Origin of the sequence: Tardiphaga sp. OK245, from assembly GCF_900108575.1 — a bacterium.
Taxonomy (GTDB): Bacteria; Pseudomonadota; Alphaproteobacteria; order Rhizobiales; family Xanthobacteraceae; genus Tardiphaga; species Tardiphaga robiniae.
In genome coordinates this window covers 1-25,978 of record NZ_FNWZ01000009.1, presented here as the reverse complement: position 1 = coordinate 25,978, position 25,978 = coordinate 1, and the positions used below count along the sequence as shown (strand labels likewise).

The window sequence follows — 25,978 nt, the reverse complement described above, 5'->3', positions numbered from 1 at the left end:
GGGGAAATGGATGAGCATGTTGCTCGTCATTCCGGGGCGCGCACTTGCGCGAACCCGGAATCCCGAAATGGCTAGGCGCCTTCGGAGACTCTCACGCCGGGATTCCGGGTTCGCGTGCGAAGACGCACGCGCCCCGGAATGACATGTTGTTCAACTACTAAAAGTCCCGGCGCGATCGCTGAACAGATCGAGCGGCTTGGGCACGCCGACTTCAGGTGCCTTCGGCAGCGACGTGGACGTCAGTGACGTGCGGTTGCCCCACAATTCCTGTACGGCCGGCGACACAGGTTGCGCACGATCACCGCCCTGGAACAGCGACCGGAAAATCGGCTGTTCCTGCACGGCCGTCGACGACTGATCGGATGCAAAGCTTGCGACCTGCGCCGTGCTCAGATCCGGGAAGCGCGACAGGAACGTCGCATTGCTGGACGGCGTCAGTGGCGAGACTGCCTGCGCCGTCACCACACCCGCGGATGCCATCGCCGTCCGCGTCGCCGTGGAATTCGCAGCACTGTCATAGCGCGCCGACAGCACCGAATAGACCTGCGACACGCTGCGTGCGCTGCCGCTCTGATCGTAGAAGATTGGCCGGTTCGCTGCGGCGGCATTCGGGAACAGCGCAGCGCCCGATGCGCTCGGATTGTTCGCCGCATTGTTGATCAGCTTCGATGCACCACTGACGCCCATGAAATGCGCCATATAGAGTTCGGCATCGCTGGGACGACGACCGATCTCGCCAGTGAGTTTGAAACTGTTGGACTGCGTCAGCACGCCGGCCATCGCTGAACTCGCGACGGGATCGTCACGCAGTTTCAGGATCTCAGCCTTCGCAGCGGGATCGCTCACCGAATAACTTCCCGACGGCGACTTGGTGATGGCGTCGGCATATTTGCCGTAGCCGAGCTGCGTGCCGGCTTCCTTCACGGTGCCGAGCCAGGTCTGCTCGATGAACTGGAACAGGCCCTTGGCCGAGGATGTCGAAGCCGTGGCCGAGGGATTGAAATTGGATTCCATCTTGGCGGTGGCGAGCAGATATTCGAAGCTCGTGCCCGTGGTGCCGGCAGCATTCTTGATCGCGCCGGTCACCTGACTGCGCGTTGACGAGAGTGCTGATGCGAGGTTGGTCGCGTCGACCGCCATAGTGTGGTGCCCCGCTGCCGCGACATGACCACCGGGAATCGTGCCCTGTCAGCCGTGCGGAAGCCGCGGACACAGTGGGACATTCATGGTTAACGAAACGCTAAGGCGGTTTTGGCGCCCAACACCTCCATCCATGGTTGAATATTTTACAGAGCATTAACGCGAGGGTGTTTCCGTATGTGTCTGACGGAGATTCGCTCCGTCGGCAGCGGGAATGGAGCTCACGATGGTTGCGGTCGCAAACGCGAATTCGACGTCGACCCAACAGTGGGACAAAGCGGCCCCCGCCGCCGTTGCGCCCGCCAAGCCATCCGTCTCATCCGACAAGCCTGCATCTGCGCCGACAGCCCCTGCCGCCTTCGTATCGCTGTCAGACCGCGCCAAGGCGATTATCGAAAAGGCCAAGGCCGATCAGGCCGCGACCGAGGGACTCACCGATACATTCGACGAAATGCTGACGAAGCGGACCGACGCCCTGGCCGACCGCCTCTCCAAAGCGTTCGAGAAAATGAACATCCCGCCGGAATATGCGACGCATATGAAGGTCGACAAATTCGGCAACGTGACTGCCGAAGGCCCCTGGAAGGCCAAGATAGAGAAGATGTTCAGCGACGATCCGGCGCTCGCCAAGGAGATGAAGGAAGTCTCGGGCCTGAATGCCCTGAAGGCGGCGCAAGCTTCGCTCGATCTCTATAACGAGCAGAAAAAATCGACCAATAGTGAAGCGAAACAGGCGGAAGCCTGGAAGAACTACAATATCCGTTCGATGAACATCCAGACCCTGTCTGGCGTCATGACCATGAAGGACGGCAAGCTCCGGTCCGCGGCCGTCGATTACATGGACATGATCGCCGATCCAACCGGCATCAGCGCCGCCAAATCCCGGCAGGATTTCGCCAGCCGGCTGGCGTAACCCAAGATCGGAGCCAGTTCAGCTTCCGTAGACCGACGCCGGATCGAACACCTTGTCCGCATCGATGAACGAGACGTTCGCCGCCCCACCCTCGCCCTTGGTGATCGCGCGGTAGAAACATGAGCGACGGCCGGTGTGGCAGGCGGCTCCGCCGATCTGCTCGACCTTGATCCAGATCGCATCCTGGTCGCAATCCATCCGCATCTCCACCACGCGCTGGGTCTTGCCCGAGCTCTCGCCCTTGCGCCATAGCGCCTTGCGCGAACGGCTGTAATACCAGGCATCGCCGGTTTCGATAGTGTTGCGCAGCGCCTCTTCATTCATATGCGCCACCATCAACACGTCGCCATTCGCCACGTCGGTCGTCACGACGGTAACGAGACCGGCAGCGTCGAATTTCGGCGTGAGCGCGAGGCCTTCTTCGAGATCATGGCTGTGCGCGTGCGATGTATTGGACACGGGAAAATCTCTCGCTGTGGTCGTCAAACGAAAATCGGGCGCCTGATGCGCCCGATACTCTAGCAGCAAATCACGATCGTCGCGCGATCAGCGCGACGTGGGTTTAGCGCGACATGGACTGGATCATCGACATGAACCGCGCCTGCTCGGCAGGATTGTCACGGAAATTGCCGGTGAAACGCGTGGTGAAAGTGCGTGAGCCTTCCTTGCGGATACCGCGGGCCGACATGCAGGTGTGCTCAGCCTCGACCATCACGGCAACGCCGCGCGGCTTCAGCACTTCATCGACCGCAGCAGCAAGCTGCGCGGTCAGATGCTCCTGGGTCTGCAGCCGGTGGCCGAAGATATCCACGAGACGCGCCAGCTTGGAGAGACCGACGACGCGCTCCACCGGCGTATAGGCAATATGCGCCTTGCCGTAGAACGGCATCATGTGATGCTCGCAATGGGAGACGAAGGCCATGTCGCGGATCAGCACGAAATCGTCATAGCCCGCGGTCTCGCCGAAGGTCCGGTTCAGAACCTCGGCCGGGCACTGATGATAGCCTTGGAACAGCTCGTCATAGGCCTCGACCACGCGGCGCGGGGTGTCCATGAGGCCTTCGCGCTGCGGATTCTCGCCGATATAGGCGAGCAACGTCTGCACGGCCTGCTCTGCCTCGGCGCGCGAGGGCCGCAGCTGGTCGGGATTTACCGCCGCAGCCAGAAATTCGGCGGGATCGAGCTCCGCCGGCCGGAATTCCTGCACTTTGCTCTCGGCAGATCTAACTTCAGAAGATTTGCCATCCGGGGATTTGCCGCGAAGCGGCTTGATCACAGCGTCCATCTTTACTCCGTTCGACCGGCCCCACGGGAGGCCGGAGTGTCACCGGGCAGACGGGGCGGCAAGGCCGCCGGACGCCTGAGTCCGTCAATAAAACATCGTCTTGCGACAATAACACCGAGGCCGCCGAACTGAATTCTCAAATTCCGGCGATCTGGAGAACGCCCGGCGCTCTGTTCACCGGGCTCCGCCCTATATAGTGGACCATTACGACTGTTGCCAGCCATCAGGCTACCCACTCATCACATTTAAATCGTTGGTCTTTTTCCTATTATTCCCAGCACGCGATTCAAGGGCAATGCGGGCAGTTCCCATGTGAGCCTAGGGTGATGACCCGATACTTCAGAACGGCGCGGAGGAACAATCTTGGCAGCGCGCATCGCGTCAAACAGCTCCCCGCGCGACTCTTTTGGAGGACGCTGGTTCGGAGGGAGGTGCGAGAAACAGCGCGAACGATCCGTAACCCAGGCATTGGTTGGAGGAAAAGGCGATGGCGGCATCCTGCAAGTATGAAATCAGCATTCTGAAACACGACGAGCAAGAAATCATTCTTGCTACTCATCATCCCGCCATTGGCGAATTAACGCGCGACAAGCTGGAGATCCTTCGTTCGAGGCTACGGGATTTTCATGGCAAGGAGCACACCCTAGCGCGGCAGCGACAGCGCGAAGCAAGAGGAAAAGCCGAACCGAGGGGCAGCAGCTTTTCCGGAACAGCAGAGCATGCAACTCAGCGCAAGCAAGTCTTCGTCGCTGCTATAAAACGCGTTAGCAAGGAGCTAAAGCGCCTGCAGAACTTCGAAGCAAAAAAGGAACTCGGAGAGGCCGCCAGACGCGCATTGGCCCTGCGACGGGCACAGCAATTCTCTCGACCTCAGAATGATCTTCGCCCTGGTGAAGGAATGCGGTCCATCCCGAGTCGGCGCCGGAATATCAAGATCCCTCCTTCGCGGATTGGAAGTGTGTCGCAGGCGAACAAGCGTGCGCAGGCTCGGCGAGACGTCAGTCGCGGAAGCGATTGAGCGGCGCAGAGGGATCCGGAATTCTCTATCGGCGTGCCTTCTTTCTGAAGATGTTGGGCGGTCGCTAGAGTGTCCCTACATGAACGGGACGGCTGCGACGTGCAAAATCCGTGCATCACCAAAAACATAACTGCTCACAGACCATTGAAACTGCTGATCTTTTATTTCATGGAATGGACGCTATATAGAGTCCAGTTCCTCGCGCGCCAAGGACGTGATCCCGGTGACCGATGGCACAGTTAAGGTCCGAACCAGATGCTGAACGACATCTATAACAAGCGCATCATCGAGCTCGCCGGTAACATTCCCCGGCTGGGCCGCCTCCCTGCCCCCGATGCGTCAGCCACCGCCCATTCCAAGCTCTGCGGATCGACCGTCAAGATCGACCTCACGATGGATGCCGATGTGGTCACCGACTTCGCCCATGACGTGAAGGCTTGCGCGCTTGGCCAGGCCTCGTCGTCGATTATGGCGCGTCATGTGGTGGGCTCGACCGCCGAAGAATTGCGTGCGCTGCGCGAGACCGTGCGCAAGATGCTGAAGGAAAACGGCGCACCGCCATCGGATGGAAAGTGGGCAGATATCGCCCTGCTCGAACCGGTCCGCGACTACAAGGCGCGCCACGCCTCGACGCTTCTCACATTCGATGCGGTCGTGGACGCCATCGGGCAGATTGAAGCCAAGTCAAACGCCAAGGCCAGCCAGCCGACGCCGGCATAACGCTAGCGGGGCTATTTCCCTGACGGTGCCGATGCGACGCCGCCAGTCGGCACCGAGGCCTCGGCCGTCTTGGTCGACTTCGTCGAAGACACGACCGGCGCCGAAGCGACCGGGGTGTTTTCATTCTCCGGCCCGCTCACGAAACGATCCTGTACCGACTTCGGCACCAGTGATGCGACCGGCGCCTGCTGCTCGCGAGGCTCGGGCAACACATCACCAACACTATGGCTGGTGACCAGATTGGTCAGCTTCAACTCGGCTTCCGTAAGCCGATGTAGATCGTCCCACGGCGGCACGCTGAGCGACAACGACAAGAGATCGCCCGTGCCTCCCATGTCGAAGGTGTATTTGGCGAGACGGCCGATATCTCGCTCGACGATCATCAGATCATTTGCCGTATAGCTCGCAGCCTTCGGGTCGTCGGCGCGGTCGCCCATCCAGATCTGATGGACGCGCACCAGGGATTCCTCGGCCACATAGCGGGTCTTGCCCGCCAGCAGCAGAAAAACGCACATAGATTCGCAATAGGCCTGCGGCACGACCGCCGGCTTCATGACGCCCGAGGATGATTGCAGGTCGACCGTGATACCGACTGTGGTGCGCAGACCAAGCTTGCGCCAGCGCCGGCCCATGGTGATGGCGTCATTGACCGAGCCGCCGCTGGAATCCAGCACCACTGTCGCGTCAGTCAGATCGCGGCCTTTGGAAAACTCGTCGAAATCCCTGACGGTGTCGCCGGTGACAATCCCCACCGCGCCGATCCAGCCACGGCAATTCGGCTCGCAGGCCACCCAGGTGAAGCGCATCGGGAGTTTGCGTTCTTCGAGAACGGCTGCAGCTTGGGCAGAGGACGCGGCCGAAGCCAGCAGGCCCGCCGCGAGTCCGGGAAGAACGATACAAAAGGCCGCGGCGCGAAACAGCGCCGAACTACCTGATCGAAGCGACCTCATACGTCCCAAGTCGGTTCCTTCCCCGCACTCTCATGAGCAATGGCAACGGCCCCAAACAACGCTCATGATTCTGTCACACGGGCGTTACGTGAAAACCTAACGGGCTTCGCCGCAGCGTCCAGTTACTTTTGCTGCACTGCATGCGATAAATTGGCAGGTGTGTCTCCAATGCATAAGTAGATGGGTTCCATGCAAAGGAACCGGGCAAAACCCGGCTGATCTGATAGCAATCCGACCATGAAACATTCATCCATGTGCCCGAACTGCGTCGGTACTATTCAACGGCTGCCGCGCAATGCCGGTCGCGGCATGATCTGGATATACCGCCACACGCTGTCTCCGCTGGTCGGATACAATTGCCGTCATCTCCCGACCTGCTCGGTCTATGGCGACGAAGCGATCGAGCGCTACGGATTGTGGGCCGGCGGCTGGATGACACTGGCCCGGCTGCTCCGCTGCCAGCCATGGGGCACGTCGGGTATCGACAACGTGCCGGTCAAGCTGTCGCCCGATGCCCGTTGGTACACACCGTGGCGCTACGCGCGCTGGCGCGGTGTCAATGACGGCGCAAACTAGAAGCTTACGCAGGCATTGCCGACCTTCGTGAGCACGGACTGCTGACTGAACTGCCGCTTATAGCTGTCCGCGATGGCAACTAGGTCGGCACGTTTCTGAGCGTCGTCGGCGAAAGTGATCAGAACGACCTTTGCCCTTTCGCGGACATCAACATGACGCACGCCGTCGCGCCACTGCCCGTCTCCATCGATGACGGTGAGACCATCGGGAAAGCGGGGCGTGATTTCCCTTGCGACGAAATTTGCAAATGCAGATTCGCTGATACCAGGCCGATCGCCAATGTTGCGGCCGAAGATCATCTCCGCAGACACCATGATGCGCGACGGCGGCAGACACGCTTGCGGCGGCAGCCATGCACAGCCGCTCATCAGCACACTGACTGTTAATGTAGCAAGGCATGCGGAGAACAGTTGGCGGATATGTCGCGGCACACCGAACCTCAAATTATCAAAGCTATTTTTACAAAATGCCTACTGGTGGGATTGTTGAATAACATTTGATACCATAGGGTGCCGCCACTTCATCTCGCCAAATTCATCTTCACTTAACATCACTGCCCGGGGCACTCAGGTGGAAGACGGCCTATACGAAGTACATTTTCATACTATTCATGGCACCGGGACCGGCGTCGTCTATGCAATCGGCGGAAAGCTGCGCGGCGGCAACTCCGCTTTCGCCTTCATGGGCAACTATCAAAACAGAGGCGAGACTATCTCTGTCAAGGTGTCATCGAAACGCTACAACCCGGATCAGAGCTTCAAGTCGGTGTTCGGCTTTGAAGGTGTCACACTGGCATTGACCGGCCGCGTCAATGGCGACCTGCTCGATTTCGAAGGCAGTGCGCTGCAATTGCCCGGCGTGCCGTTCAAGGCGCAACTGACCCGCATCTGCGACTAAGCGACACGTCCCGACATTTTACGGCTGAACGCGATGGCCACCAGTGCCGTCGTCAGGAAAGCCATGGCGACAAACCCCGACGCGTGGAAGTATCCGCCGGCGAACAGCGCGCCACCGATGCCCGATCCAATCGCCTGGCCGACATAGAGCATCGATGTATTGAGCGAGACCGACGCCGCTCCGGCCGATGGTGCCGCCATGATCAAGCGGACCTGCTGCATCGACGTGATGGCGCCGAAGCCGAGCCCCCAGATCGCGACGCCGAGCGCCATCACGGGCAGATGGCCTGCGCCGAGTGTCCAGACCGTCATGCCAGCCAACACCAGCGATGTCGATAGAATGGAGGTCCTCAGCGGCCCCCAGCTATCGACGATCCGCGTAGCCGTCATGATGCCGAGAAAACCGCAGACGCCGTAGATCGCGAAGACGGATGCCGCTGCATCGTGCCCTGCGCCCGCGAGACGTTCGAGCAGCGGCGCCATGAAGGTGAAGATCGAGAACTGCCCGGCGATCTGCAGCATGGTGATCGACAGCAACAACAGCACGAGCCGATTGCGCGCCAGCGACGACCATGTGCTGAGATCGACAGTGGCGCCGAACAGCCCGCGCGGAATCCGCCACACCAGCAACACGAGACTGATGCAACTCATTACGCCGACGCAGCCATAGACCTCGCGCCAGCCGAAGCGGCTGGCGATGAACGTCACCAGCGGCAGACCGACCGCAGCGGCGAGGGTCCAGCCGAGAAAGACGTAAGCGACGCTGCTACCCCGCTTCTCCGGCGGCACCAGCATGCCGACCACGCCTGCCGCCTGCGGAGTATACGGTGCCGCCGCGATGCACATCACCAGGCGGATAGCGAGCAGCACCGCATAGTTGGGCGCAAGGGCCGAAGCGAGATTGCACACGGCCACGACCGCGATGACGCCGATCAACATGTGCCGCCGCTCGATCCGGCTGGTCAGCCACGACATCAGCGGTGAGCAGATGCACAGCATCACTGCGCCGAAGGTGATGAGCAGTCCTGCCTCGCGGATGGTGACGCCGAGGCCGGCCGACAATTCACCGAGCATCGCCGTCGGCCCCAGCAGGCCAATGCCGGTGACGAAATTGCCGATCATGAGTGCGGTGGGGGCGTAAGGGCGGGAAACTGTCAAGATATCGCATCTTATGGATGCAACTGCATGCAAGTCAAACCTGCAAGCCAAGCGTGCAAATCAGGTCAGCCAGACTGGTGTTGCAACGCCCGAATCGGCTGCTATACCGCTCGTCCGCTTACCTGCGCCCGTGTGCAGGAGTGAGCCACAGGAGAGAAGACATGACAGAGAATGAAGGCTCGGGATTCAAGTTCGGCCTCGCCAACCTCACCCCCGCCGAAACCAACAATATCACCGTTACATTCCCTGACGGCGCCAAGCGCGAATTTGCGAAGGGCACGACCGGTTTCGAGATCGCCAAGGGCATCTCGCCGTCGCTGGCCAAGCGCACCGTCGCCATGGCGCTGGACGGCACCGTCTCGGATCTCTCCGATCCGATCGACGCCGACGCCAAGATCGATTTCATCAACCGCGACGACCCCCGCGCGCTGGAGCTGATCCGGCATGACGCGGCGCATGTGCTCGCCGAAGCCGTGCAGACGCTGTGGCCGGGCACCCAGGTGACCATCGGTCCGGTGATCGAGAACGGTTTCTATTACGACTTCTTCCGCAACGAGCCATTCACGCCCGAGGACTTCGGCGCGATTGAGAAGAAGATGCGCGAGATCATCGCGCGCGACAAACCGTTCACCAAGGACGTCTGGGACCGCGAGAAGACCAAGCAGGTATTCCGCGACAAGGGCGAAGCCTTCAAGGTCGAGCTGGTCGACGCCATTCCCGGCAACGAGCCGATCAAGATCTACTACCAGGGCGACTGGTTCGACCTGTGCCGCGGCCCGCATATGACGTCGGTCGGCAAGGTCGGCAACGCCTTCAAACTGATGAAGGTGGCCGGCGCCTATTGGCGCGGCGACAGCAACAACCCGATGCTGACGCGCATCTACGGCACGGCCTTCGCCAAGCAGGAAGACCTCGACGCTTATCTGAAACAGATCGAGGAAGCGGAGAAGCGCGACCACCGTAAACTGGGTCGCGAACTCGACCTCTTCCACTTCCAGGAAGAAGGCCCGGGCGTCGTGTTCTGGCATCCCAAGGGCTGGACCATCTTCCAGGCGCTGATCGCCTATATGCGCCGCCGCCTCAATGGCGACTACAGCGAAGTCAATGCGCCGCAGATCCTCGACAAGGTATTGTGGGAGACTTCGGGCCACTGGGAATGGTACCGCGAGAACATGTTCGCGGCGCAGTCGGCCGGCGACGAAGCCGAGGACAAGCGCTGGTTTGCGCTGAAGCCGATGAACTGCCCTGGCCATGTGCAGATCTTCAAGCACGGGTTGAAGAGCTATCGCGACCTGCCACTGCGCCTTGCCGAGTTTGGCGTGGTGCATCGCTATGAGCCGTCGGGCGCCATGCACGGCTTGATGCGCGTGCGCGGCTTCACCCAGGACGACGCCCATGTGTTCTGTACCGAGCAGCAGCTCGCCGAGGAATGCCTCAAGATCAACGATCTGATCCTGTCGACCTATTCCGACTTCGGCTTCGGCGACATCGTGGTCAAGCTGTCGACGCGGCCGGAGAAGCGCGTCGGCACTGACGAGATGTGGGATCACGCCGAGCGCGTGATGGCCACCGTGCTGTCGGTGATCGAGAGCCAGTCCGGCGGTCGCATCAAGACCGAGATCAGCCCCGGCGAAGGCGCGTTCTACGGACCGAAGTTCGAATACGTGCTGCGCGACGCCATCGGCCGTGACTGGCAGTGTGGCACCACGCAGGTCGACTTCAACCTGCCGGAACGCTTCGGCGCGTTCTATATCGACGCCGACGGATCGAAGAAGGCGCCGGTGATGGTGCATCGCGCGATCTGCGGTTCGATGGAGCGCTTCATCGGTATCCTGATCGAGCACTTCGCCGGCAACTTCCCGCTCTGGCTGTCGCCGGTGCAGGTGGTGGTCACCACGATCACCTCGGAAGGCGATGAATACGCCAAGGTCGTCGCCGCGGCCGCGCGCAAGGCTGGCCTCCGCGTCGAGATCGATCTGCGCAACGAAAAAATCAACTACAAGGTCCGCGAACACTCGCTGGCCAAGATCCCTGCTCTGCTCGTCGTCGGCAAGAAGGAAGCCGAAACCGGCCAGGTCTCGGTGCGACGCCTCGGCAGCGACGGCCAGAAGGTCAGTTCGCTCGAGGAAGCCCTCGCCGCACTGGTCGACGAGGCGACACCGCCCGACGTGAAGCGCGCACTGGCAGAGGGCTGAGCCGATGAGCGACGATGAAGAGATCGAGATCGAAGCCTATCCGCTTCGGTCCTATCAGGTGATCGCCGATCCCAACCGGCCGGACGTGGTCGCGCTGGCATTCGAGACTGAGCGTGGCCATAGCCTCTATCTGGCCTCGCGGGCCGTGCTGGAGGATCTGGGCCGTGATCTGCTGGACCGTGCCTCCAAGATGCCAGAGCACAAAACGGTCAGCTAAGCGGATGCGCGCGGTCACAATCCGTCTAAATCAGCAAGGCCCGCCTCGTGGCGGGCCTTTTCGCGTGGTAAGCGGTCATTCAATTCCTGCGAATTCTGCGCATCCTCATCTGTGAGAACTGCCCGTGCCCGACATCATCGACTTCCTGAAGACCCGCCGCTCCGTCAAGCCGCGCGAAATGACCGGCTCCGGCCCCTCATCCGCCGAACTCGAAACCATCCTGACCATCGGGGCACGCGTGCCGGATCACGGCAAGCTGGCGCCATGGCGCTTCATCATTTTCGAGGGTGACGCCCGCAAACGCGCGGGCAACGTCATCGCCACCGTATTCGCACGGAAGAATCCCGATGCACCTGTCGAGGAGATCGAGGCGCAGAAACACAAGCTGACGGAAGCGCCGCTGGTGATCGGCGTCGTGAGCACCATCAAGCCGCATCCGAAGATTCCGCCATGGGAGCAGGAACTGTCCGCAGGCGCGAGCTGCTTGAATATTGTGTCGGCCGCTACAGCCATGGGTTATGGCGCCAACTGGCTGACCGGCTGGATGGCCTATGACCGCGACGTACTCGAAGGCCTCGGCCTCGCCGCCAATGAAAAACTGGCCGGCTTCATCCATATCGGCGGCAAACCCGACAAGGTGATCGAGGACCGGCCGCGGCCAGAACTCAAGGACGTCGTGACCCGGTTCTGAACCGGGTTTACGCGGCCTGGGACGCCTGGCTGCCAAACCGGCGCAGCAGGTTCTCAATTTCCGATGCTGGCTTCGCAGGGCTGAACAGAAAGCCCTGCACCTCGTTGCAGCCTTCCGCGCGCAGCCAGTCCAGCTGATCGATCGTTTCGACGCCCTCAGCCGTCGTGGTGATGTTCATGCTGCGACCGAGCCCCGAGATCGCGCGCACGATAGCAACGCAATCCGGCCGCTCGATCAGATCCTTCACGAAAGACCGGTCGATCTTGATCTTGTCGAACGGAAAACTCCGCAGATAGCTCAGGCTGGAATAGCCGGTGCCGAAATCATCCATCGAGATGCGGACGCCCAGCGCACGCAACTGATGCAGGATAGCCAGGTTGGCCTCGGTTTCCGCAAGAAAGACCGACTCGGTAATTTCCAGCTCCAGGCGATGCGGTGACAGTCCGGAATAGGCCAGCGCAGCGACCACGACCTGCACCAGGTTGCGGCTGCGGAACTGCACTGGCGAGAGATTGACCGCGACCTTGATATCGTCCGGCCACTTGGCAGCTTCGGCGCAGGCCTTGCGCAGCACCCACTCGCCGAGCGTGACGATGAGGCCGATATCCTCGGCGACCGGGATGAAATCGGCCGGTGAGATCATGCCCTTGTCGGGATGTTTCCAGCGCAACAGCGCCTCGAATCCGGTGATGCGATCGGCGGCCAGATCGACCAGCGGCTGGTAATGCAATTCAAAGTCACCGTCAGCGAAAGCGCTGCGCAGATCGAGCTCCATGTCGCGGCGCTTCTGCGCCTGACGATCCATCTCGCGCTCGAAGAAGCGATGCACGCCGCCGCCTTCGGACTTGGCCCGGTACAATGCCATGTCGGCATTGCGCATCAGCTCTTCGCTGGTATCGCCATCGCCCGGTGACATGGCGATACCAATGCTGGCGCCGATCACGACCTCGACGCCGTTCATGTCATAGGGCGCGCTGATGATCTCGATCAGCCGCGCGGCAAAATCGTTGGCTTCGTTGGGCGTGATATCGGCGGCCAGCACCACAGCGAACTCGTCGCCGCCGAGCCGGGCCGCAAGATTGTTGCCACGGACCTCGGCGCGCATTCGCGCGGCGACCATCTTCAACAGCCGATCGCCCATCGGATGACCGAATGAGTCATTCACGTTCTTGAACAGGTCGAGATCGATGCACAGCACCGCGACATGCTTGCTCGGATCGTCGTGATCGAGCGCCTGGGCCAGACGCTCCTGATAAAAAACACGATTCGGCAAATCCGTCAGCGCATCGTGATGCGCCATATGCGCCACACGCGCCTCGGCCTTGCGACGCTCGGTAATGTCGACGACAGCCACGAGGAAGCCGTCGCGACCTTCGAACATCACGCGGCGGCCATAGGTCAGCACCTCGATTTCGCTTCCATCGGCCTTCAGGTGGCGCCAGTTGCGATCCGACTGATAGATATCTCCGAGTTGCATTAACGCGCGCGTATGAAGCTCCCACTCGTCACGCGGCCAGATTTCCTTGAGCTGCATGCGGAGGAACGTGGCGCGATCGTATCCGTAATGCGCGACAGCCGCGTCATTGACGCTGAGAAAATCCATCGTCTCGGCATCGAACACCCACATCGGCATCGGATTGCTGTCGAACAGCAGCCGGAACGAGGCCTCACGGCGCTTAATGTCGGTGACGTCAGACACAGTCAGCGACACCAAGTCGCCAAAAGCGGTGGCGCTGAGCCGAAGGTTGCGATCATCGCTGTCGATTTCGAGCTGACCGCTCTGGCCATTGGCGATCATGGACAGCAGCCATTTCGTCACGCTCGGCAGCGACAATGCGTGACCGCCTGCACTCAGCTTGCGCCACTGAAGGTCGGCGGGTGATACTTTCAGCAGGCGCGAAGCGCCTTGATTATGATGCACGATCTGGAAGTCAAAAGCCTGGCTTGCGGAATCCCGGATTGCCGCAAGCGACACGATGCCTTCGTCCGTCGACGAGAAGATCGCATCGACCAGATTGTAACGGGTGCCCTGCTCGTTGACATAGACGCCGACCAACCGGCCACCCCAGCGTGACGCTGTCGGCAGCGCCAGAATGTCATAGGTGTGGACGAGACCGTCACGCACGCAATGCGCCACCATCAGATGCGGCCTGTTGGCCTGCAACGCGCAGTTTGCGGCTTCCGTTAGCGCACGCACGCAATCAGGTGCCAGCACGTCGAGCGGAATGCCCCAGCGATCGTCACCCAACCACTGTTGCACATAGCGGCCGCTGCGTGACACTTCGAGCGTCTCACCTTCGACTTTCAGCAGGACGATGTGATCGGCCATCCGCCCAAGACTGCCGAGCATCACTTCTTCATAGCCGGGCAGAATCTGGCCGGGACGAACGGCCGCCCGCCATTTGCGTTGCAAGGCGGGAATGTCGTCGAACAACTTGACGTCCGGGCTTCCGGATAACTGTCTGGCCGCGATCACGACATCCCCTTCGGAACACTTGTAGCGATACGTGCTATTCGGGCTATGGGGATTAACGTCATGTAAACGTTCCGCGGCCGCGGACGGCAACGACGTGTTGTAACGCGACAAACTGGCACGATGGTTAGTTGGCGATTCAGGACCATGACACGCGCATGACAATTCATTCGCGTTTGAAGCGTGTTGTCTGCAACGAGATCTTTGTTCTGGAAGATTGTTGAGTAGCTTGCGAGCAGCGGTTAGCGCGCGACGACTTCGATCTCGCCGTCGACACCGTTCACGACGTTGAAGGGGCGCTCGAACACCTTGCCTTCATTCTTTGCAATGGCGCGATATTCGCCTTCCGCAAGCGTGACGCGCGGGAAGGCGCCGATCGATTCCTTGATGACGTCGCCTGCCGGCGTGATCACCGACCATGCGGTGTTGGCCAGGGCCTCGCCGCCCTTGTCGCTCACCAGCTTCATGGTGATGACTGCCGCACGATGCGTGATGGTCACGTCGGTGAGCTTGCTCGCTTGCACGCGGATGTCGGAGCGCACCACCGAATTGGCATCACCATAATTCGAGATGATGTAGTAGGTGCCTTCCTGCAGCAGCACGACATCGCCGGCGGGAACGCTCGGCAGCAGCGGCGTGCGCTCGCCGCCTTCGAACTGGCTGCCCTTGTAGATCGAGAACGAGATCTGGTTCTGCGGAATCTTCGTGGTGCCGACGCGGCCCTCGATCCGCAATCCGCCTGCGGGCAGCACGAACGCTTCACGATCGGTCTCGGACTTGATGGTCACCGGACGAACGGCGCTCACAAGGCCGAGCGCCACATGCACCACATAACTGCCCGGCGGTAGCACGATATTGGGCGTGGCACCGCGATCCTCGCGGATCAGCTTGAAGGCACCGGTCTCGTCCGGCCGATCCGAATAGACCCGCCAGACCAGCCCGCTATTGATGACCGGCATATCCTTGCCATAGCGCGCCGTCAGCGCCAGCACGCCCTGTGCGGGCCCCGTTGGAGCAGCCTGGACCGGCGATGGCACGGGCGGTGCGACATTGGCGACCGGAGGCTGGGTCAACGGCGCCGGCAACAAGGGGGTGGAAGCAGGACCGGACGGCGGCGCGAGGCTGATGGCCGGCCCCGATGGGACATCCGGGATCGAGCCCGGCGGAACCGGTGCCGGGCGGTCCGAAAAGAACTGTGCGGACGCTATCCGGGGCAAGGCAACAGCCTGCAGCAGAGCGAGGGCCAGCACCATGGCCAGCCGTCCGCTCCGGCCGGATGTTCGCAAATCATGGCCCCGTGCAGTCATGGTCATGCTTTTCACCCAAAACGCGACAAATTCAAGCCTTGACGCGGATGTCTCGCCGCCAGACCCACAATCGCGTGAGGCCCCCAGGAACCGGTGCACCGTGCGGTAACGGGTCGCTCTGCAGTCACATTTGGTGCCTAAACCTCGCAAACGCGACATAAATCATGAATTAGCTACCGTCTGGAATGATGGCGCAGCTGCATTTAATATCGGCGGCGTCGAGGAGCTTAGTGTGCTGGAGATTTTGATGGGGCGCGGCCAGAATGGCGCGAACGGTCGCGACAAGCCTGGTTTGGGAAGCGTTCGACGTCCGATCATCGGTCTGGCGCTGGGCGGCGGTGCGGCGCGCGGTTTCGCCCATATCGGGATCCTCCGCACTTTGCTCGCCCATGGCATCGTCCCGAACGTCGTGGTGGGCACCTCGATCGGTGCCGTAGTTGGCGGATCCTACGCCGCCGGCCACCTCGATACGCTCGAGGAATGGGCGCGCAGTCTGCAGCCCCGCAATATTCTCAGCTATCTCGACATTCGCCTGAACGGCTCAGGCCTGATCGGCGGCAACAAGCTGGCCGCACAGCTCGAAGCGTCGCTGGGCCATACACTGATCGAAGATCTCCCGCTGAAATTCGCCAGCGTCGCCACCGAGGTGCGCACCGGCCATGAAATCTGGCTGACTCATGGTCGCCTGGTCGATGCAATGCGCGCGTCCTATGCGCTGCCGGGCATCTTCTCTCCGGTTCTGGTCGGCGATCGCTGGCTGGTCGACGGCGCGCTGGTCAATCCGGTGCCGGTATCGGCGGCGCGCGCGCTGGGCGCTGAGATTGTCATCGCAGCCAATCTCAGCAATGACGTGTTTGGCCATTCGACCACGATTTTCGACCATGGCACGGGACCTGAAATGGCCGAGCCCATCATCGAAGTCGAAGAGCCCAAGCGCGGTTTCAGCAAGTTCTTCTCGGCCGAGCGCACCATGAAACGCGAATTCTTCGGTGGCGGCGGACGGCCGGGCATCTCTACCGTAATGGTCGATGCCTTCAACATCATGCAGGATCGCATCACCCGCGCGCGCCTTGCCGGCGATCCGCCGGATCTCCTGATCGCCCCCCGCGTTGGCCGCATCGGCTGGTTCGATTTCCACCGCGCCGAAGAAATGATCACGCTCGGCGCGCGTGCCGCAGAACGCGCTGTCGAGTCCATTCAAGAAGCGATCGAAATCCTCGCCCCTGAAGTGGCAAACTCGCCTGCGCCCGTCGTGGCGCAGAAGCCGACCACTTCGCAGAGTTGAGCGCGGCGGGCTCAGGCCGTCGCAATATATTCGCGCAGCGCTTCCTGTTCGCGCTCGAATTCGCGCAAGCGAAATTTGACGACGTCACCGATCGAGATCAGACCAACGACCTTCTCGTCCTCGATAACGGGCAGATGCCTGAATTTTCCGGTCGTCATCTTTTCCATGATTGCACCGACCGTATCGGCCGGTTTGCAGCCAATGACCTTGCGCGTCATTACGGCGCTCACGTCTTCATCCAGCGCCGAGGCGCCGCGTTCTCCGATCACCCGCACGATATCACGCTCAGACAGGATACCATCGATGTGGTGATGGCTCATCACCAGCACGGCACCTATTCTTCGCTGTGACAGCATCTGCACCACCGACGAGACCTTATCGTTCGGCGAGACGCTGATGATCTGGTGGCCTTTGGAATCGAGAATTGCACGTACCGTCATTGTCGCCTCCTAAGTCGACCATGCCCTTTGTCGGGCGCGGTCTTTCATTCTAGGGTCGTCAGACAGATGCAGTGTATCAGCGCAGTTCAACAGTCGTTCAGATGTGGTGATCGCACTGAAACACCGTTCGCGCCGGGAACGGGATCGACCTCAAGGGCCGAACCTGCCAACGTGAGTCACCTGTCGAATACATAAGATGGATCAAATGCGTCGGCCTCGCAAGAAGCCGGTACGCGCTTAATGCAGGTCGGAGATGTCCGGAGACGATGTTTGCGAACCCGTGCGTTGCAACCTCGGAATAGGATCGAACAGCGAGAACAGCAGCAGCCCGGCGAAGAAGCCGCCGATATGCGCCTGCCACGCAACGCTCGCCCCTTCCGCGCCGATCGCAATCGAGCCGACACCGAAGATGATATTGACGCCGAACCAGACCGCCAGAAATCCGATCACGCGCGGATCGCGCAACGAACGCAACAAAGGAAGCGCCGGCACACGTGCCGCTTCATCGGCATCGCCGCGGTTGAACGACAGGAAGCTGCCGCGCACGAAGGCAAAACGGATGGCCGCGGCCATGGCGCCGGAGACCGAAGCCGAGGCGCCGATCATCGGTGCGAGTGCGTGTTCATGGGTAACCAGATGCGCGGCGGCACCAGCCACAGCCGTCACCGCCATGAAGATGAAGAAGCGGACCGCGCCGAAGCGCCGCGCCAGCGCGCTGCCGAACGGCAGCAGCCACAACACGTTGAAGCCGATATGGCTGAGATTGGCGTGCAGCAGGGAGTAAGTGACGAAACTCCATACCTTGGCGCCATTGCCGCCGGGAAACGGCATCGACAGCAGCGTCTGATCGTAGCGCTTCGGAATGAAACCGAAGACCTCAATGGTCCAGTATTCCAGATCCACCGGCAGCAACATGCGGATAATGTGGATCACGGCAAGCAACCCGACATAGGCCGTCAGCGCCCCCGGCAGGGTCAGGATCGGTTCGCGCGGGGGAGCGGGGGAATCCAAGGTGTCCAAGGGGATAACGGCCTGTCAGCGGCTCTGGCGAGCGATGCCCCAGATAGTCGGCTTTGCCGGTACCGCGCAAGCTCAGGATCGCCGCAGGACAGCAAACCCGCTTGAAAAGAAAAAGGGAGAGCCTCTGAGAAAGGCTCTCCCGGGTCCGTCTTGATCTTTTCCCGCGGATGGATGTCCCGGTGTGCCGGACGAGCCGACATCCCCACCCCTCCCCGCGTGACGATCAATTCTGTTTTCAGCCACCTGTTTATCGAAGCGCGTCACGAACTGCTGGAGACAGTCCGCTCCGCTCTGGAGTGAGCAGGAGACTACCGGCAATCCCCGCGTTGCCAAGCGCATGCTTAACTTAGAGTTAACGGCGAACCGGTCCACCCGCTCGGAAACCGGACGGTTAATGAGATCCTAACAATCATAGTAAACTTAACCTTAACGGCGGATACCCGCCCGAACGCGGTGGAAAACGCGCCTGCGGCATGGACGCTGCAATGACTGATCTGCACAACATGTAGCGGCGAGCGATGGATGGATTCGGGACAGAAATGTCCCCGATCCACTGCAAGCCGGGTCAGGATCAGGCGAATGAAACATCCATCCAGCCGCGCGTTCTTCGCCTATTGGGACGACAAACGCGGTTTTGCGCGCGCTCCCGATCGGAGTGAGCTGGAACCCGGCCCCGTTCGCGAGTTGCTGGGCGACATTTTCGTACTGTCTTATGATAAGCCCGTCGAATTCCCGTTCCGCGTGGCCGGCACAAGAGTTTGTGCCCTGCTCGGCCGGGACCTGAAGAACCAGCCGTTTCCGTTGCTGTTCGCGCCCGAGTGTCGCGACGAGATCCGGGACATGATCACCGTCGTATCCGAGGAGCAGCTCGTCGCCGTCGCTGGCGTGTCCGCAATGACCGAATTCGGTCAGAAGGCGCATCTAGAACTGCTGTTGCTGCCATTCGCGACGCGCGCGCATTCCCCTATCAGCCTGACCGGCCTGCTGGCACCCATGTACGAAGTCCGCGGCCGGCTCGGCGCATTCCAGCTGACGTCGTTTCGCTATCTCGCGCACCAGCCGCAGCGCTTTGCGCCGCGCGCCCTGCGCAAACTGCAGGTTGCCCGCGGCCTGATGGTCTATGAAGGGCTGCGCTGAGCAGCCTTCTAAGTACGCTGCTCATTATAAGTGTCGCGCAGAATAATCACGCCAACTGGTTGCGCCAGTTCGGTATTTGCTAACGCGGCGTTAACCCTACGGGCCGTAGGGTCGGTCGAAACTCGACCAGCATGACCGGCACGACACTGATGGCGTTCGCGCAAACAAAATCGATTCTTCCGTCTGCAGAAGAACGCCGTCGCTTTCAGCGGGTGAAAGTGCACCTGCTTGGCCGCTATATGCTGCCGGATCGCCGCGAATTTCCGTGCCAGGTCATCAATATGTCGCCCGGCGGCCTCGCGCTGCTCGGTCCCGGTATCGGCAATGTGGGCGACCGCGTCATCGCCTATCTCGACCATATCGGCCGCGTCGAAGGTAAAATCACCCGGATCATCGACAACGGCTTCGCCATGACCGTGGGTGCGACACCGCGCAAACGCGACAAGCTGGCAGCCCAGCTGACCTGGCTGGCCAACCGCGACATTCTCAATCTGCCGGAAGACCGCCGCCACGACCGTATCGTGCCGCGCAACCCGATGGTGCTCCTCACGCTCGAGGATGGCGTCCAGATGAACGGCCGCATTATCGACCTGTCGCTGTCCGGCGCCGCCATTGCGGCAGAGAAGCGTCCCCCGCTGAACTCGATTGTCATGCTCGGCCGAATCCAGTCCCGTGTGGTCCGCCATCTCGAAGAAGGCTTCGCGCTGGAGTTCTTCCACGAGCAGTTGGCGGAGACGCTCGAAGACAGCGTCAACGCCCGGTAAACGGCCGAACGTCCCCGATCCTCGTTTTTCAATGCTCTGAAGGCGCTATACGCGTCAGCGGATACCGTTGCTCGTCATCTGCAGGCGGTCGCGACGAGTTAATTTCACGCCGCTTTGCGCACGCAAGTTCCTGAATTGCAGCATTCAAGCCATTAACGCGTAAAATTTGAATCAAATACAATTAGCTAAAATTTGAATCACATTCGATTCAAGTATAGTTCGAATTCGCCGCGCCTTTTACTTGTAATCGCTTCAATTGTACTTGAGCGATTTAGCGGCGACGAAAATCCTTTGTGCGAAACATGGTCCCAACAAGAAAACGGGGGCCACAATGTTTGGTAACAAGGGGCGATACTTCGGACTGGCCGTTTTAGCAGTCCTTCTTGGAGTGACTTCGTCGGCACGTGCCGGCAACGAAAAACTCTACGCAAGCCTGGGCGACAGCACGCGCGCACCGATCGGCTGGGTCGAATTCTGTTCAGACAATCCGACCGACTGCCGCGGCGGTGCGACGCAAGCACGTGACATCGTCATCACGCAGACTGCGTGGAAGGATCTAGTGCGGGTCAATCGCTGGGTCAACGAGACCATCAAGCCAATGACCGACATGGATCATTGGGGCGTGATCGAAAAGTGGTCGCTGCCATCAGATGGTTACGGTGACTGCGAAGACTATGTGCTCCTTAAGCGCAAGATGCTGATCGAAGCAGGCTGGCCACGTGAGGCGCTGCTGATCACCGTTGTGCGTGACAAGAAGGGCGAAGGCCACGCCGTGCTCACGGTGAAGACGGACAAGGGCGAATACGTTCTGGACAACCAGAATGAGAACGTCCTCGCCTGGACCGAGACCGGTTACCGCTTCGTCAAACGTCAGTCACAGAGCGATCCGAATGTGTGGGTCTCGCTCGGCGACAACCGTCCTGCAGTGGCTACGGCCAGCGCGCGGGATCGCTAAACAACACGAATTCGAGACACGCGACCCGGTCACATCCCCACCCCTCCCCGTCCCAGACCGGATCGCGCGCGGCCGAACCTCCCCCAAGGTTCGGCCGCAACTTTTTGGGGGTGATGCTCGCGCAGCTTCCGACAGGAAGCGGCCGACAATGGGTGGAAACGGATGCAGGCTTGGCTGACGAACTACAAAGTGCCTGGCTGATCCCGGACTGACGTCCAAGAAACACGAACAGACAAGAAAATCGCCGCGCTAGTCGCGGCGATTTGCGTTTCGGTCGATGGTGCCGTCGGGCCGATAGCCGAAGCGCACGAGTGCAATCGCTGTCAACCGCTTTCCGAACCGGCGTTCGAACTCACAGAACATCCAGACGAAAGCCATCACCAGCGCAAAGACGGTGGTGACAAACAGCAGCGTGAGATTGGCAATGTCGAGGTTCATGGTCATCGTTTCGATTTTGCAAAACGCGTACCAGACAATCTGACCAGCCATGATGTGGCTCCAGCACAGCTATGCTGGAGTCGACGAGGTAATCAGGTGGCGTCGCTCAAGGCCAATCAGTCACAAACCTCGACACGACGCACCCGATATCCAGCCGGTGTCCGTACGCGCTTACGCGTTATGTAACATCCGCCTTCGTCATCATAACCGCCATAAGCGTAGGGGTACCCACCGTAATACGCATAGGGGCCGTAGCCGTAGTAGCCGCCATAAAGACCGGCGCCGGCGAGGCCAAATCCCAATCCTATTCCAGCACCGCGAAATCCACGGCCGAAGCCGCCGCCATGCCAGCCACCACCACCATGGAATCCACCGCCGTGGAATCCGCCGCCACCATGCCCGCCGCCACCGCGCGCCGATGCGGCTGTCGGCGCGACCAGCGCGACTGCGGCAAGGGTCAACAGACCAAACACCAATTTGCGTAACATCAACTACACTCCGTCACGGGTCACTCACAGCGCGCCCCTGTCAGATAGGTAGCTCTTTCGTTCGTGAACCGCCACGGTGTGACGATCAATAGCCGTCACTTGTTCGCGACTGTCGGTTACGGTGTGTTGCTGAAAGCCTGTCGCGCAACGTTGCGCTAGCACCCCTTGCAGATGCTCTTCACCTTGCGATCGACGGCACGATCCTGCGCATCGACCGCTGCATCGCCTGTCGCCGGCTTGCCATCCGGCGACGCCTGTCCGGTCCCGCTCGCGCCTGCCGTGATCCCGGTCGCGGCGCGTCCACCACTCGCATTCGCCGTGCCTGCACTATTGGTGCCCGCAGCGCCGCCCGCCGCGCCGCCACCTGCACTGCCGGATTGGGCGAACGCCGCGACTGCAGACAACAGGACGGTAGCCGTTACAGTCGCGATGAGTTTCGAGGAATGCGCCATTGGAAATCTCCTTTGGCGTTCAACGAGACCAGCGGAAACGGGTTCCGTTGCGGGAACGAATTTGGAGCCGGCGGCTTGAATCCCCTGACATTGCCGAGGAGAAGCCTGCGTGTCCTGGGACAAGCCGTTTCGCGAACCGATCGAATTGCCCGACGGCAACACGCTGGTGTCGCTGCGCGACGCCGGCGCTTACATCACACAGCTGTCACCATCTGAACACGATGCAAAGGAGTGGCAGACCGCGATGCATTGCCTGATCGAGGCGGCCGACTACGGCGGCCCCATCAGTTTCGCGCGGCTCGGCGTTGCACAGGCACTGCATCGCCATCAGGAGAAAGTATTCGACCCGACGCGCAAGCGATCGCGCTGGCGCAAGCCGGGCCTCAGTTAGCAGATGTCATGCGCAAGCTGATCGACTTCGACGACGAGACCCTCGACAAGCTCATCCAGCTCGGTCGCGACCGCATGGCGACGACGCAAGAACTTGCGGATGAAGCCTTCGCCGACCTCCTGAAGAAGCACGGCGTTCCGATCGATCTCAAGGATGCACTCCGCAAGAGCGTGAAAGCCGCCGGTCCATCATCCGCATCAAGCCGCAACACTGCGATGCGCCCCGCCTCGTCACGTCCAGCAAGGAAGAAGGCCCATGCCAAACGATCCGCAAAAAGATCCATTTGAGGAAGGCGAGCGTGCCGCCAGCGAGGGCATTCCTGCCGAGGCCAATCCCTATCAGGACGGCACCGAGGAGCATTCGCTATGGAGCGCCGGCCACGAGCGCGTGGCCGGCGAAACAGAAGCCAATGAGTCCGAAGGGACGTGATCGCGCGCAGCACGATCACGTCTAGAGCCTTTTCGGTTCTGATAGAAACAGAACCGAGGCTCTGGCTTTTTGTTGAGACGCGTTTTCTTGATGCAAACCGGTCCCCGGTTCGCTCGAAAACGCTCTAGCCGATCTTCTTGAGACCTTTCTGAAAGCGCGGGCCGTTCGCCGCATAGAATCGCGCGGCGCTGCCCATCGCCGTCACCTGCTCCGGCGACAGCGTGCGAATGACGCGCGCCGGCGATCCGATGATCAGCGAATTCTCCGGAAATTCCTTGCCCTCGGTGATCACCGAGCCGGCGCCCACGATGCTGTTCTTGCCAATTTTTGCGCCGTTCATCACGATCGAGCCCATGCCGATCAGCGCGCCGTCTTCAATCGTGCAGCCGTGCAGGATGACATTGTGGCCGACGGTGCAGTTCTTGCCGATGGTCAGGGGAAAGCCCTTGTCGGTATGGCACGTGCAGTTGTCCTGCACATTGGAGCCTTCACCGATCTCGATCCATTCGTTGTCGCCGCGCAGCACCGCGCCGAACCAGACACTCGCCTGCTCCAGCAAACGAATCTTGCCGATCACATCGGCCGTGTCGGCGATGAAGTAATTTCCGCTAGCCGGAAGATCCGGTCCCTGCCCGTCGAGTTCGTAGATTGCCATGATTTAGTGGTCTCCCTTTGCGGGAGACACTGCCACGGATTCTTGCGCTTAGGCCAGTATGCCCAGCGCTTCCAGGGTCATCACGATCAAGGTGCCCGACATCAGGCTCCAGATGCCCGACAGCACCGTCGCGATCATCACGAACTGAATGCGATGCTGCTCGGCTGCACCGTTTCGGAGCGTGTTGCGCATGATGATGAAAGGCGCCGTGAAGACCAGCAGCGGCACGGCTGCGAAGGCTTCAGGGGACGGCCCCTGCTGCAGCAGGCTGAAGCTCGGGGGACGTTTGGCAAATGCCTGATAGGCGCTTGCAATGGCGCCTGCGAGCGCGAAGCCAATGCATAGCTGGAAGAATGAATTCAACGCATCGGGGGACATCGAAGCTCTTTCACGGCACATACAAACACCGCCCTGCATCGCAAAACGCGAGGCTCCCCGCCAGCATAACGTTAATAAAGGGTTAACGGCACGGTCGGGAACCGCGCGCGGTGCATGGCTCCCGGATACCGCCTGCGGCGAGGTGCGCGAGGCCGTTAACCATCGGCTGGCATATTCGCGGTTGATTCGCCCACCCGGTACACCGTCCCAGTTCCAATTTAGCGTGCGCATGTCTCTGCTGTTTCCGACCCACCCGACGACGCGGCCGCGGCGCCGCCACCGCCGCAACCACGTCGTACCGATGCTGATCGGTGCAGCGCTTGCAGCCCCCGCTATCGCAGTGGTGGCCTATCTGTTGTGGCCGACCTGGCAGAGCCAGAAGCCCGGCGATCCCGACCGCATCCCGGTGAGCGTGGGCGCCACACTGTTCAACGTCCCGACCCATGCGTTTCGCCGTAAGGTGCAGAAACATTCAGGGCCGCAGGAACGCGTCGATCTGAGCTATGTCTATCCCTCGCTCGAAGCGAGCAACCTGCCGAGGCATGTCAGCGTCGAGAATTTCGATGAGAACGCACAGCCGATCGATCGCATCTTCGTCTCGATCTCGGCGCATCACGATGCAACCTCGCCGGACACCCGCTTGCGCACGATCTATCCGCGCTATATCGACCGTGCGACATCAAGCGAAGACGGCTTGACCACGCAACCATTCCGCGACAACTCGCCCTACAGCAATGAAGATCTGTTTCTCGGCACAACGCCGGCGCTGCTGGCGCGCTGCACGCGCGACGGTGCCACGGAAGGCATGTGCATGAGCGAACGCCGCATCGGCGGCGCCGATCTCATTTTCCGCTTTCCGCGTAGCTGGCTTGCGCAATGGCGCGACGTGGGCAATGCGATGGATCGACTGACGATGCAGCTCAGCGGGCTGCGGTAAACGCCCTCGTCGTGATTACGCTGATCGTAGGATGGGGTGAGCGTCAGCGCGATGCGCCTGCGCTCGCTCATCCCACGATCTTGCGTAACCCTCTCCGTCGTCATCGGCCGGATAGCGCGAAGCGAGCTTCGCAATAATCCCAGGCCTCTCCCCACGTCATGGCCGGGCTTGACCCGGCCATCCACCTTGTCTTGTGCGACGGTGTGCGGGCCAAGCTGGATCCCCGGGTCAAGCCCGGGGATGACACCTGTGGGGGCGGCGCCTTCATCGCGCCATCACAGATTCAACTATCAAACAGCCACTGTTCTTCAGACATGCGTCATCGCCCCCATTGTTTGCGGCGCGGGGGCGCCGTCGTCTTTGCATTCCCTGCCCCCTGTGAGAGGGCGTGCGGAACGCCGGGTGCCCGTTGCACCCTTGGGCCTGATGCGAATGCGGTCTTCCGCAGAGTAGTGTGCATCAGGACTTTCGGAGGCGCCGAGCAAGTGCCCGACGTTCCGCCTGCGGTGTTTTTTCGGTTGCTTGCACATCTGCCATGGCGAACGGTCCCATCACCAAAATTAATGTCCCAGGGCGGAGGGACAGGGTAGCCGCAAAGCACTTGGCCGAACGCGTTTTGACTTGGTCGTCCGTCACACTGTCCAGGGGTTTGTCTATCCGAAGATCGGCC

32 protein-coding genes are annotated in these 25,978 nt (G+C 60.8%); 16 read left to right on the top strand and 16 right to left on the bottom strand.

Annotated features, from left to right (window positions below; translation table 11 throughout):
• Window positions 1-150: 150 nt before the first annotated feature.
• Window positions 151-1,140 carry a transglycosylase SLT domain-containing protein gene (locus tag BLW80_RS29125; RefSeq protein WP_093762052.1) on the bottom strand — a complete coding sequence of 330 codons (990 nt, stop codon included), beginning with the start codon at window positions 1,138-1,140 and terminating at the stop codon, window positions 151-153.
• 226 nt (window positions 1,141-1,366) lie between these two features.
• Here BLW80_RS29125 and BLW80_RS29120 point away from each other — a divergent pair, with 226 nt between their 5' ends.
• Window positions 1,367-2,053, top strand: coding sequence for a hypothetical protein (locus tag BLW80_RS29120; protein ID WP_093762176.1), 687 nt, complete (start codon window positions 1,367-1,369; stop codon window positions 2,051-2,053).
• Between the two features lie 18 nt (window positions 2,054-2,071).
• On the opposite strand, the gene hisI is transcribed toward BLW80_RS29120, so the two are convergent.
• A complete protein-coding gene (gene hisI, locus BLW80_RS29115; protein ID WP_093762050.1) occupies window positions 2,072-2,512 on the bottom strand; it encodes a phosphoribosyl-AMP cyclohydrolase in 441 nt (146 codons plus the stop codon).
• Between the two features lie 103 nt (window positions 2,513-2,615).
• Window positions 2,616-3,338 (bottom strand): GTP cyclohydrolase I FolE, encoded by a 723-nt coding sequence (gene folE, locus BLW80_RS29110; protein ID WP_089264896.1) that lies wholly within the window; start codon window positions 3,336-3,338, stop codon window positions 2,616-2,618.
• A gap of 487 nt (window positions 3,339-3,825) precedes the next feature.
• Here folE and BLW80_RS29105 point away from each other — a divergent pair, with 487 nt between their 5' ends.
• Window positions 3,826-4,356 (top strand): hypothetical protein, encoded by a 531-nt coding sequence (locus BLW80_RS29105; RefSeq protein ID WP_093762174.1) that lies wholly within the window; start codon window positions 3,826-3,828, stop codon window positions 4,354-4,356.
• Window positions 4,357-4,611: 255 nt separating this feature from the next.
• Window positions 4,612-5,076: an iron-sulfur cluster assembly scaffold protein gene (locus BLW80_RS29100; protein ID WP_093762048.1), complete on the top strand. Its 465-nt coding sequence runs from the start codon at window positions 4,612-4,614 to the stop codon at window positions 5,074-5,076.
• A gap of 11 nt (window positions 5,077-5,087) precedes the next feature.
• Here the strand turns inward: BLW80_RS29100 and BLW80_RS29095 are convergent, their stop codons facing one another.
• Complete coding sequence (locus BLW80_RS29095) at window positions 5,088-6,026, bottom strand: COG3904 family protein (protein WP_244528500.1); 939 nt, start codon at window positions 6,024-6,026, stop codon at window positions 5,088-5,090.
• Between the two features lie 237 nt (window positions 6,027-6,263).
• Between BLW80_RS29095 and yidD the strand changes: the two genes are divergently transcribed.
• Window positions 6,264-6,602 (top strand): membrane protein insertion efficiency factor YidD, encoded by a 339-nt coding sequence (yidD, locus tag BLW80_RS29090; protein WP_093762046.1) that lies wholly within the window; start codon window positions 6,264-6,266, stop codon window positions 6,600-6,602.
• Here the strand turns inward: yidD and BLW80_RS29085 are convergent.
• Window positions 6,599-7,033: a DUF3574 domain-containing protein gene (locus BLW80_RS29085; protein ID WP_244528491.1), complete on the bottom strand. Its 435-nt coding sequence runs from the start codon at window positions 7,031-7,033 to the stop codon at window positions 6,599-6,601. The two genes, yidD and BLW80_RS29085, sit on opposite strands and share 4 nt — an antisense overlap.
• A gap of 139 nt (window positions 7,034-7,172) precedes the next feature.
• Between BLW80_RS29085 and BLW80_RS29080 the strand changes: the two genes are divergently transcribed.
• Window positions 7,173-7,499, top strand: a complete 327-nt coding sequence (locus BLW80_RS29080; protein WP_093762042.1) for a GrlR family regulatory protein — start codon at window positions 7,173-7,175, stop codon at window positions 7,497-7,499.
• Here BLW80_RS29080 and BLW80_RS29075 read toward each other — a convergent pair.
• On the bottom strand, window positions 7,496-8,620 hold the full coding sequence (locus BLW80_RS29075; RefSeq protein ID WP_093762040.1) for an MFS transporter: 1,125 nt from the start codon (window positions 8,618-8,620) through the stop codon (window positions 7,496-7,498). The two genes, BLW80_RS29080 and BLW80_RS29075, sit on opposite strands and share 4 nt — an antisense overlap.
• 197 nt (window positions 8,621-8,817) lie before the next feature.
• Between BLW80_RS29075 and thrS the strand changes: the two genes are divergently transcribed.
• The 3 genes from thrS to BLW80_RS29060 all read left to right on the top strand — a co-directional run bounded on the left by thrS (window position 8,818) and on the right by BLW80_RS29060 (window position 11,759).
• Window positions 8,818-10,851 (top strand): threonine--tRNA ligase, encoded by a 2,034-nt coding sequence (thrS, locus tag BLW80_RS29070; protein WP_093762038.1) that lies wholly within the window; start codon window positions 8,818-8,820, stop codon window positions 10,849-10,851.
• 4 nt (window positions 10,852-10,855) lie between these two features.
• Entirely contained in the window at window positions 10,856-11,068 is a 213-nt protein-coding gene (locus BLW80_RS29065) for a hypothetical protein (RefSeq protein WP_093762036.1), read from the top strand.
• Window positions 11,069-11,192: 124 nt separating this feature from the next.
• Window positions 11,193-11,759, top strand: coding sequence for a nitroreductase family protein (locus tag BLW80_RS29060; protein ID WP_093762034.1), 567 nt, complete (start codon window positions 11,193-11,195; stop codon window positions 11,757-11,759).
• A gap of 7 nt (window positions 11,760-11,766) precedes the next feature.
• Here the strand turns inward: BLW80_RS29060 and BLW80_RS29055 are convergent, their stop codons facing one another.
• Both BLW80_RS29055 and BLW80_RS29050 read right to left on the bottom strand, forming a co-directional pair.
• Window positions 11,767-14,235, bottom strand: coding sequence for a putative bifunctional diguanylate cyclase/phosphodiesterase (locus BLW80_RS29055; RefSeq protein WP_093762033.1), 2,469 nt, complete (start codon window positions 14,233-14,235; stop codon window positions 11,767-11,769).
• Window positions 14,236-14,474: 239 nt separating this feature from the next.
• Window positions 14,475-15,545: an RgsD C-terminal domain-containing protein gene (locus BLW80_RS29050; protein ID WP_439072266.1), complete on the bottom strand. Its 1,071-nt coding sequence runs from the start codon at window positions 15,543-15,545 to the stop codon at window positions 14,475-14,477.
• A 226-nt stretch (window positions 15,546-15,771) separates the two neighbouring features.
• On the opposite strand from BLW80_RS29050, the gene BLW80_RS29045 reads away from it, so the two are divergent.
• Window positions 15,772-16,824 (top strand): patatin-like phospholipase family protein, encoded by a 1,053-nt coding sequence (locus BLW80_RS29045; RefSeq protein WP_170849844.1) that lies wholly within the window; start codon window positions 15,772-15,774, stop codon window positions 16,822-16,824.
• An 11-nt stretch (window positions 16,825-16,835) separates the two neighbouring features.
• On the opposite strand, the gene BLW80_RS29040 is transcribed toward BLW80_RS29045, so the two are convergent.
• Window positions 16,836-17,264: a CBS domain-containing protein gene (locus BLW80_RS29040; protein WP_093762031.1), complete on the bottom strand. Its 429-nt coding sequence runs from the start codon at window positions 17,262-17,264 to the stop codon at window positions 16,836-16,838.
• A 237-nt stretch (window positions 17,265-17,501) separates the two neighbouring features.
• The gene (locus BLW80_RS29035) at window positions 17,502-18,275 is read right to left on the bottom strand and encodes a rhomboid family intramembrane serine protease (protein ID WP_231080204.1); all 774 of its coding nucleotides are present in this window, start codon (window positions 18,273-18,275) and stop codon (window positions 17,502-17,504) included.
• 588 nt (window positions 18,276-18,863) lie between these two features.
• On the opposite strand from BLW80_RS29035, the gene BLW80_RS29030 reads away from it, so the two are divergent.
• From BLW80_RS29030 to BLW80_RS29020, 3 genes are all read left to right on the top strand, one after another.
• Window positions 18,864-19,421, top strand: coding sequence for a PAS domain-containing protein (locus BLW80_RS29030; protein ID WP_093762027.1), 558 nt, complete (start codon window positions 18,864-18,866; stop codon window positions 19,419-19,421).
• Window positions 19,422-19,570: 149 nt separating this feature from the next.
• Window positions 19,571-20,185, top strand: a complete 615-nt coding sequence (locus BLW80_RS29025; RefSeq protein WP_093762168.1) for a PilZ domain-containing protein — start codon at window positions 19,571-19,573, stop codon at window positions 20,183-20,185.
• Window positions 20,186-20,516: 331 nt separating this feature from the next.
• Window positions 20,517-21,140: a transglutaminase-like cysteine peptidase gene (locus BLW80_RS29020; RefSeq protein ID WP_093762025.1), complete on the top strand. Its 624-nt coding sequence runs from the start codon at window positions 20,517-20,519 to the stop codon at window positions 21,138-21,140.
• 249 nt (window positions 21,141-21,389) lie between these two features.
• On the opposite strand, the gene BLW80_RS29015 is transcribed toward BLW80_RS29020, so the two are convergent.
• The 3 genes from BLW80_RS29015 to BLW80_RS29005 all read right to left on the bottom strand — a co-directional run bounded on the left by BLW80_RS29015 (window position 21,390) and on the right by BLW80_RS29005 (window position 22,518).
• Window positions 21,390-21,629: a hypothetical protein gene (locus BLW80_RS29015; protein WP_093762023.1), complete on the bottom strand. Its 240-nt coding sequence runs from the start codon at window positions 21,627-21,629 to the stop codon at window positions 21,390-21,392.
• Between the two features lie 65 nt (window positions 21,630-21,694).
• Window positions 21,695-22,066: a hypothetical protein gene (locus BLW80_RS29010; protein WP_089264912.1), complete on the bottom strand. Its 372-nt coding sequence runs from the start codon at window positions 22,064-22,066 to the stop codon at window positions 21,695-21,697.
• Window positions 22,067-22,221: 155 nt separating this feature from the next.
• A complete protein-coding gene (locus BLW80_RS29005; protein ID WP_093762021.1) occupies window positions 22,222-22,518 on the bottom strand; it encodes a hypothetical protein in 297 nt (98 codons plus the stop codon).
• A 109-nt stretch (window positions 22,519-22,627) separates the two neighbouring features.
• Between BLW80_RS29005 and BLW80_RS29000 the strand changes: the two genes are divergently transcribed.
• The 3 genes from BLW80_RS29000 to BLW80_RS30560 are packed head-to-tail and all read left to right on the top strand — an operon-like array spanning window position 22,628 to window position 23,338.
• On the top strand, window positions 22,628-22,909 hold the full coding sequence (locus BLW80_RS29000) for a hypothetical protein (RefSeq protein ID WP_093762019.1): 282 nt from the start codon (window positions 22,628-22,630) through the stop codon (window positions 22,907-22,909).
• 8 nt (window positions 22,910-22,917) lie between these two features.
• The gene (locus BLW80_RS28995; protein ID WP_093762017.1) at window positions 22,918-23,196 is read left to right on the top strand and encodes a hypothetical protein; all 279 of its coding nucleotides are present in this window, start codon (window positions 22,918-22,920) and stop codon (window positions 23,194-23,196) included.
• Entirely contained in the window at window positions 23,165-23,338 is a 174-nt protein-coding gene (locus BLW80_RS30560) for a hypothetical protein (protein WP_170849843.1), read from the top strand. The genes BLW80_RS28995 and BLW80_RS30560 overlap by 32 nt, the downstream gene beginning before the upstream one ends.
• Window positions 23,339-23,462: 124 nt before the next feature.
• Here the strand turns inward: BLW80_RS30560 and BLW80_RS28990 are convergent, their stop codons facing one another.
• Together BLW80_RS28990 and BLW80_RS28985 are read right to left on the bottom strand one after the other, a co-directional pair.
• Window positions 23,463-23,993: a gamma carbonic anhydrase family protein gene (locus tag BLW80_RS28990; RefSeq protein WP_089264916.1), complete on the bottom strand. Its 531-nt coding sequence runs from the start codon at window positions 23,991-23,993 to the stop codon at window positions 23,463-23,465.
• Between the two features lie 48 nt (window positions 23,994-24,041).
• The gene (locus tag BLW80_RS28985) at window positions 24,042-24,371 is read right to left on the bottom strand and encodes a DUF6949 family protein (protein ID WP_093762015.1); all 330 of its coding nucleotides are present in this window, start codon (window positions 24,369-24,371) and stop codon (window positions 24,042-24,044) included.
• A gap of 229 nt (window positions 24,372-24,600) precedes the next feature.
• On the opposite strand from BLW80_RS28985, the gene BLW80_RS28980 reads away from it, so the two are divergent.
• Window positions 24,601-25,308, top strand: a complete 708-nt coding sequence (locus BLW80_RS28980; RefSeq protein WP_093762013.1) for a hypothetical protein — start codon at window positions 24,601-24,603, stop codon at window positions 25,306-25,308.
• 459 nt (window positions 25,309-25,767) lie between these two features.
• On the opposite strand, the gene BLW80_RS30655 is transcribed toward BLW80_RS28980, so the two are convergent.
• Window positions 25,768-25,978 (bottom strand): hypothetical protein (locus BLW80_RS30655; RefSeq protein WP_210185362.1); only part of this gene is annotated, 211 nt, incomplete at its 5' end.

Excerpts from the sequence above, each read along its gene's own strand:
- BLW80_RS29125 (WP_093762052.1), bottom strand. The coding sequence starts at position 1,140 with ATGGCGGTCGACGCGACCAACCTCGCATCAGCACTCTCGTCAACGCGC.
- BLW80_RS29120 (WP_093762176.1), top strand. The coding sequence starts at position 1,367 with ATGGTTGCGGTCGCAAACGCGAATTCGACGTCGACCCAACAGTGGGAC.
- folE (WP_089264896.1), bottom strand. The coding sequence starts at position 3,338 with ATGGACGCTGTGATCAAGCCGCTTCGCGGCAAATCCCCGGATGGCAAA.
- BLW80_RS29105 (WP_093762174.1), top strand. The coding sequence starts at position 3,826 with ATGGCGGCATCCTGCAAGTATGAAATCAGCATTCTGAAACACGACGAG.
- BLW80_RS29100 (WP_093762048.1), top strand. The coding sequence starts at position 4,612 with ATGCTGAACGACATCTATAACAAGCGCATCATCGAGCTCGCCGGTAAC.
- BLW80_RS29095 (WP_244528500.1), bottom strand. The coding sequence starts at position 6,026 with ATGAGGTCGCTTCGATCAGGTAGTTCGGCGCTGTTTCGCGCCGCGGCC.
- yidD (WP_093762046.1), top strand. The coding sequence starts at position 6,264 with ATGAAACATTCATCCATGTGCCCGAACTGCGTCGGTACTATTCAACGG.
- BLW80_RS29075 (WP_093762040.1), bottom strand. The coding sequence starts at position 8,620 with ATGATCGGCAATTTCGTCACCGGCATTGGCCTGCTGGGGCCGACGGCG.
- thrS (WP_093762038.1), top strand. The coding sequence starts at position 8,818 with ATGACAGAGAATGAAGGCTCGGGATTCAAGTTCGGCCTCGCCAACCTC.
- BLW80_RS29065 (WP_093762036.1), top strand. The coding sequence starts at position 10,856 with ATGAGCGACGATGAAGAGATCGAGATCGAAGCCTATCCGCTTCGGTCC.
- BLW80_RS29050 (WP_439072266.1), bottom strand. The coding sequence starts at position 15,545 with ATGACCATGACTGCACGGGGCCATGATTTGCGAACATCCGGCCGGAGC.
- BLW80_RS29040 (WP_093762031.1), bottom strand. The coding sequence starts at position 17,264 with ATGACGGTACGTGCAATTCTCGATTCCAAAGGCCACCAGATCATCAGC.
- BLW80_RS29030 (WP_093762027.1), top strand. The coding sequence starts at position 18,864 with ATGAAACATCCATCCAGCCGCGCGTTCTTCGCCTATTGGGACGACAAA.
- BLW80_RS29025 (WP_093762168.1), top strand. The coding sequence starts at position 19,571 with ATGGCGTTCGCGCAAACAAAATCGATTCTTCCGTCTGCAGAAGAACGC.
- BLW80_RS29020 (WP_093762025.1), top strand. The coding sequence starts at position 20,517 with ATGTTTGGTAACAAGGGGCGATACTTCGGACTGGCCGTTTTAGCAGTC.
- BLW80_RS29015 (WP_093762023.1), bottom strand. The coding sequence starts at position 21,629 with ATGGCTGGTCAGATTGTCTGGTACGCGTTTTGCAAAATCGAAACGATG.
- BLW80_RS29010 (WP_089264912.1), bottom strand. The coding sequence starts at position 22,066 with ATGTTACGCAAATTGGTGTTTGGTCTGTTGACCCTTGCCGCAGTCGCG.
- BLW80_RS29005 (WP_093762021.1), bottom strand. The coding sequence starts at position 22,518 with ATGGCGCATTCCTCGAAACTCATCGCGACTGTAACGGCTACCGTCCTG.
- BLW80_RS28995 (WP_093762017.1), top strand. The coding sequence starts at position 22,918 with ATGCGCAAGCTGATCGACTTCGACGACGAGACCCTCGACAAGCTCATC.
- BLW80_RS30560 (WP_170849843.1), top strand. The coding sequence starts at position 23,165 with ATGCCAAACGATCCGCAAAAAGATCCATTTGAGGAAGGCGAGCGTGCC.
- BLW80_RS28990 (WP_089264916.1), bottom strand. The coding sequence starts at position 23,993 with ATGGCAATCTACGAACTCGACGGGCAGGGACCGGATCTTCCGGCTAGC.
- BLW80_RS28985 (WP_093762015.1), bottom strand. The coding sequence starts at position 24,371 with ATGTCCCCCGATGCGTTGAATTCATTCTTCCAGCTATGCATTGGCTTC.
- BLW80_RS28980 (WP_093762013.1), top strand. The coding sequence starts at position 24,601 with ATGTCTCTGCTGTTTCCGACCCACCCGACGACGCGGCCGCGGCGCCGC.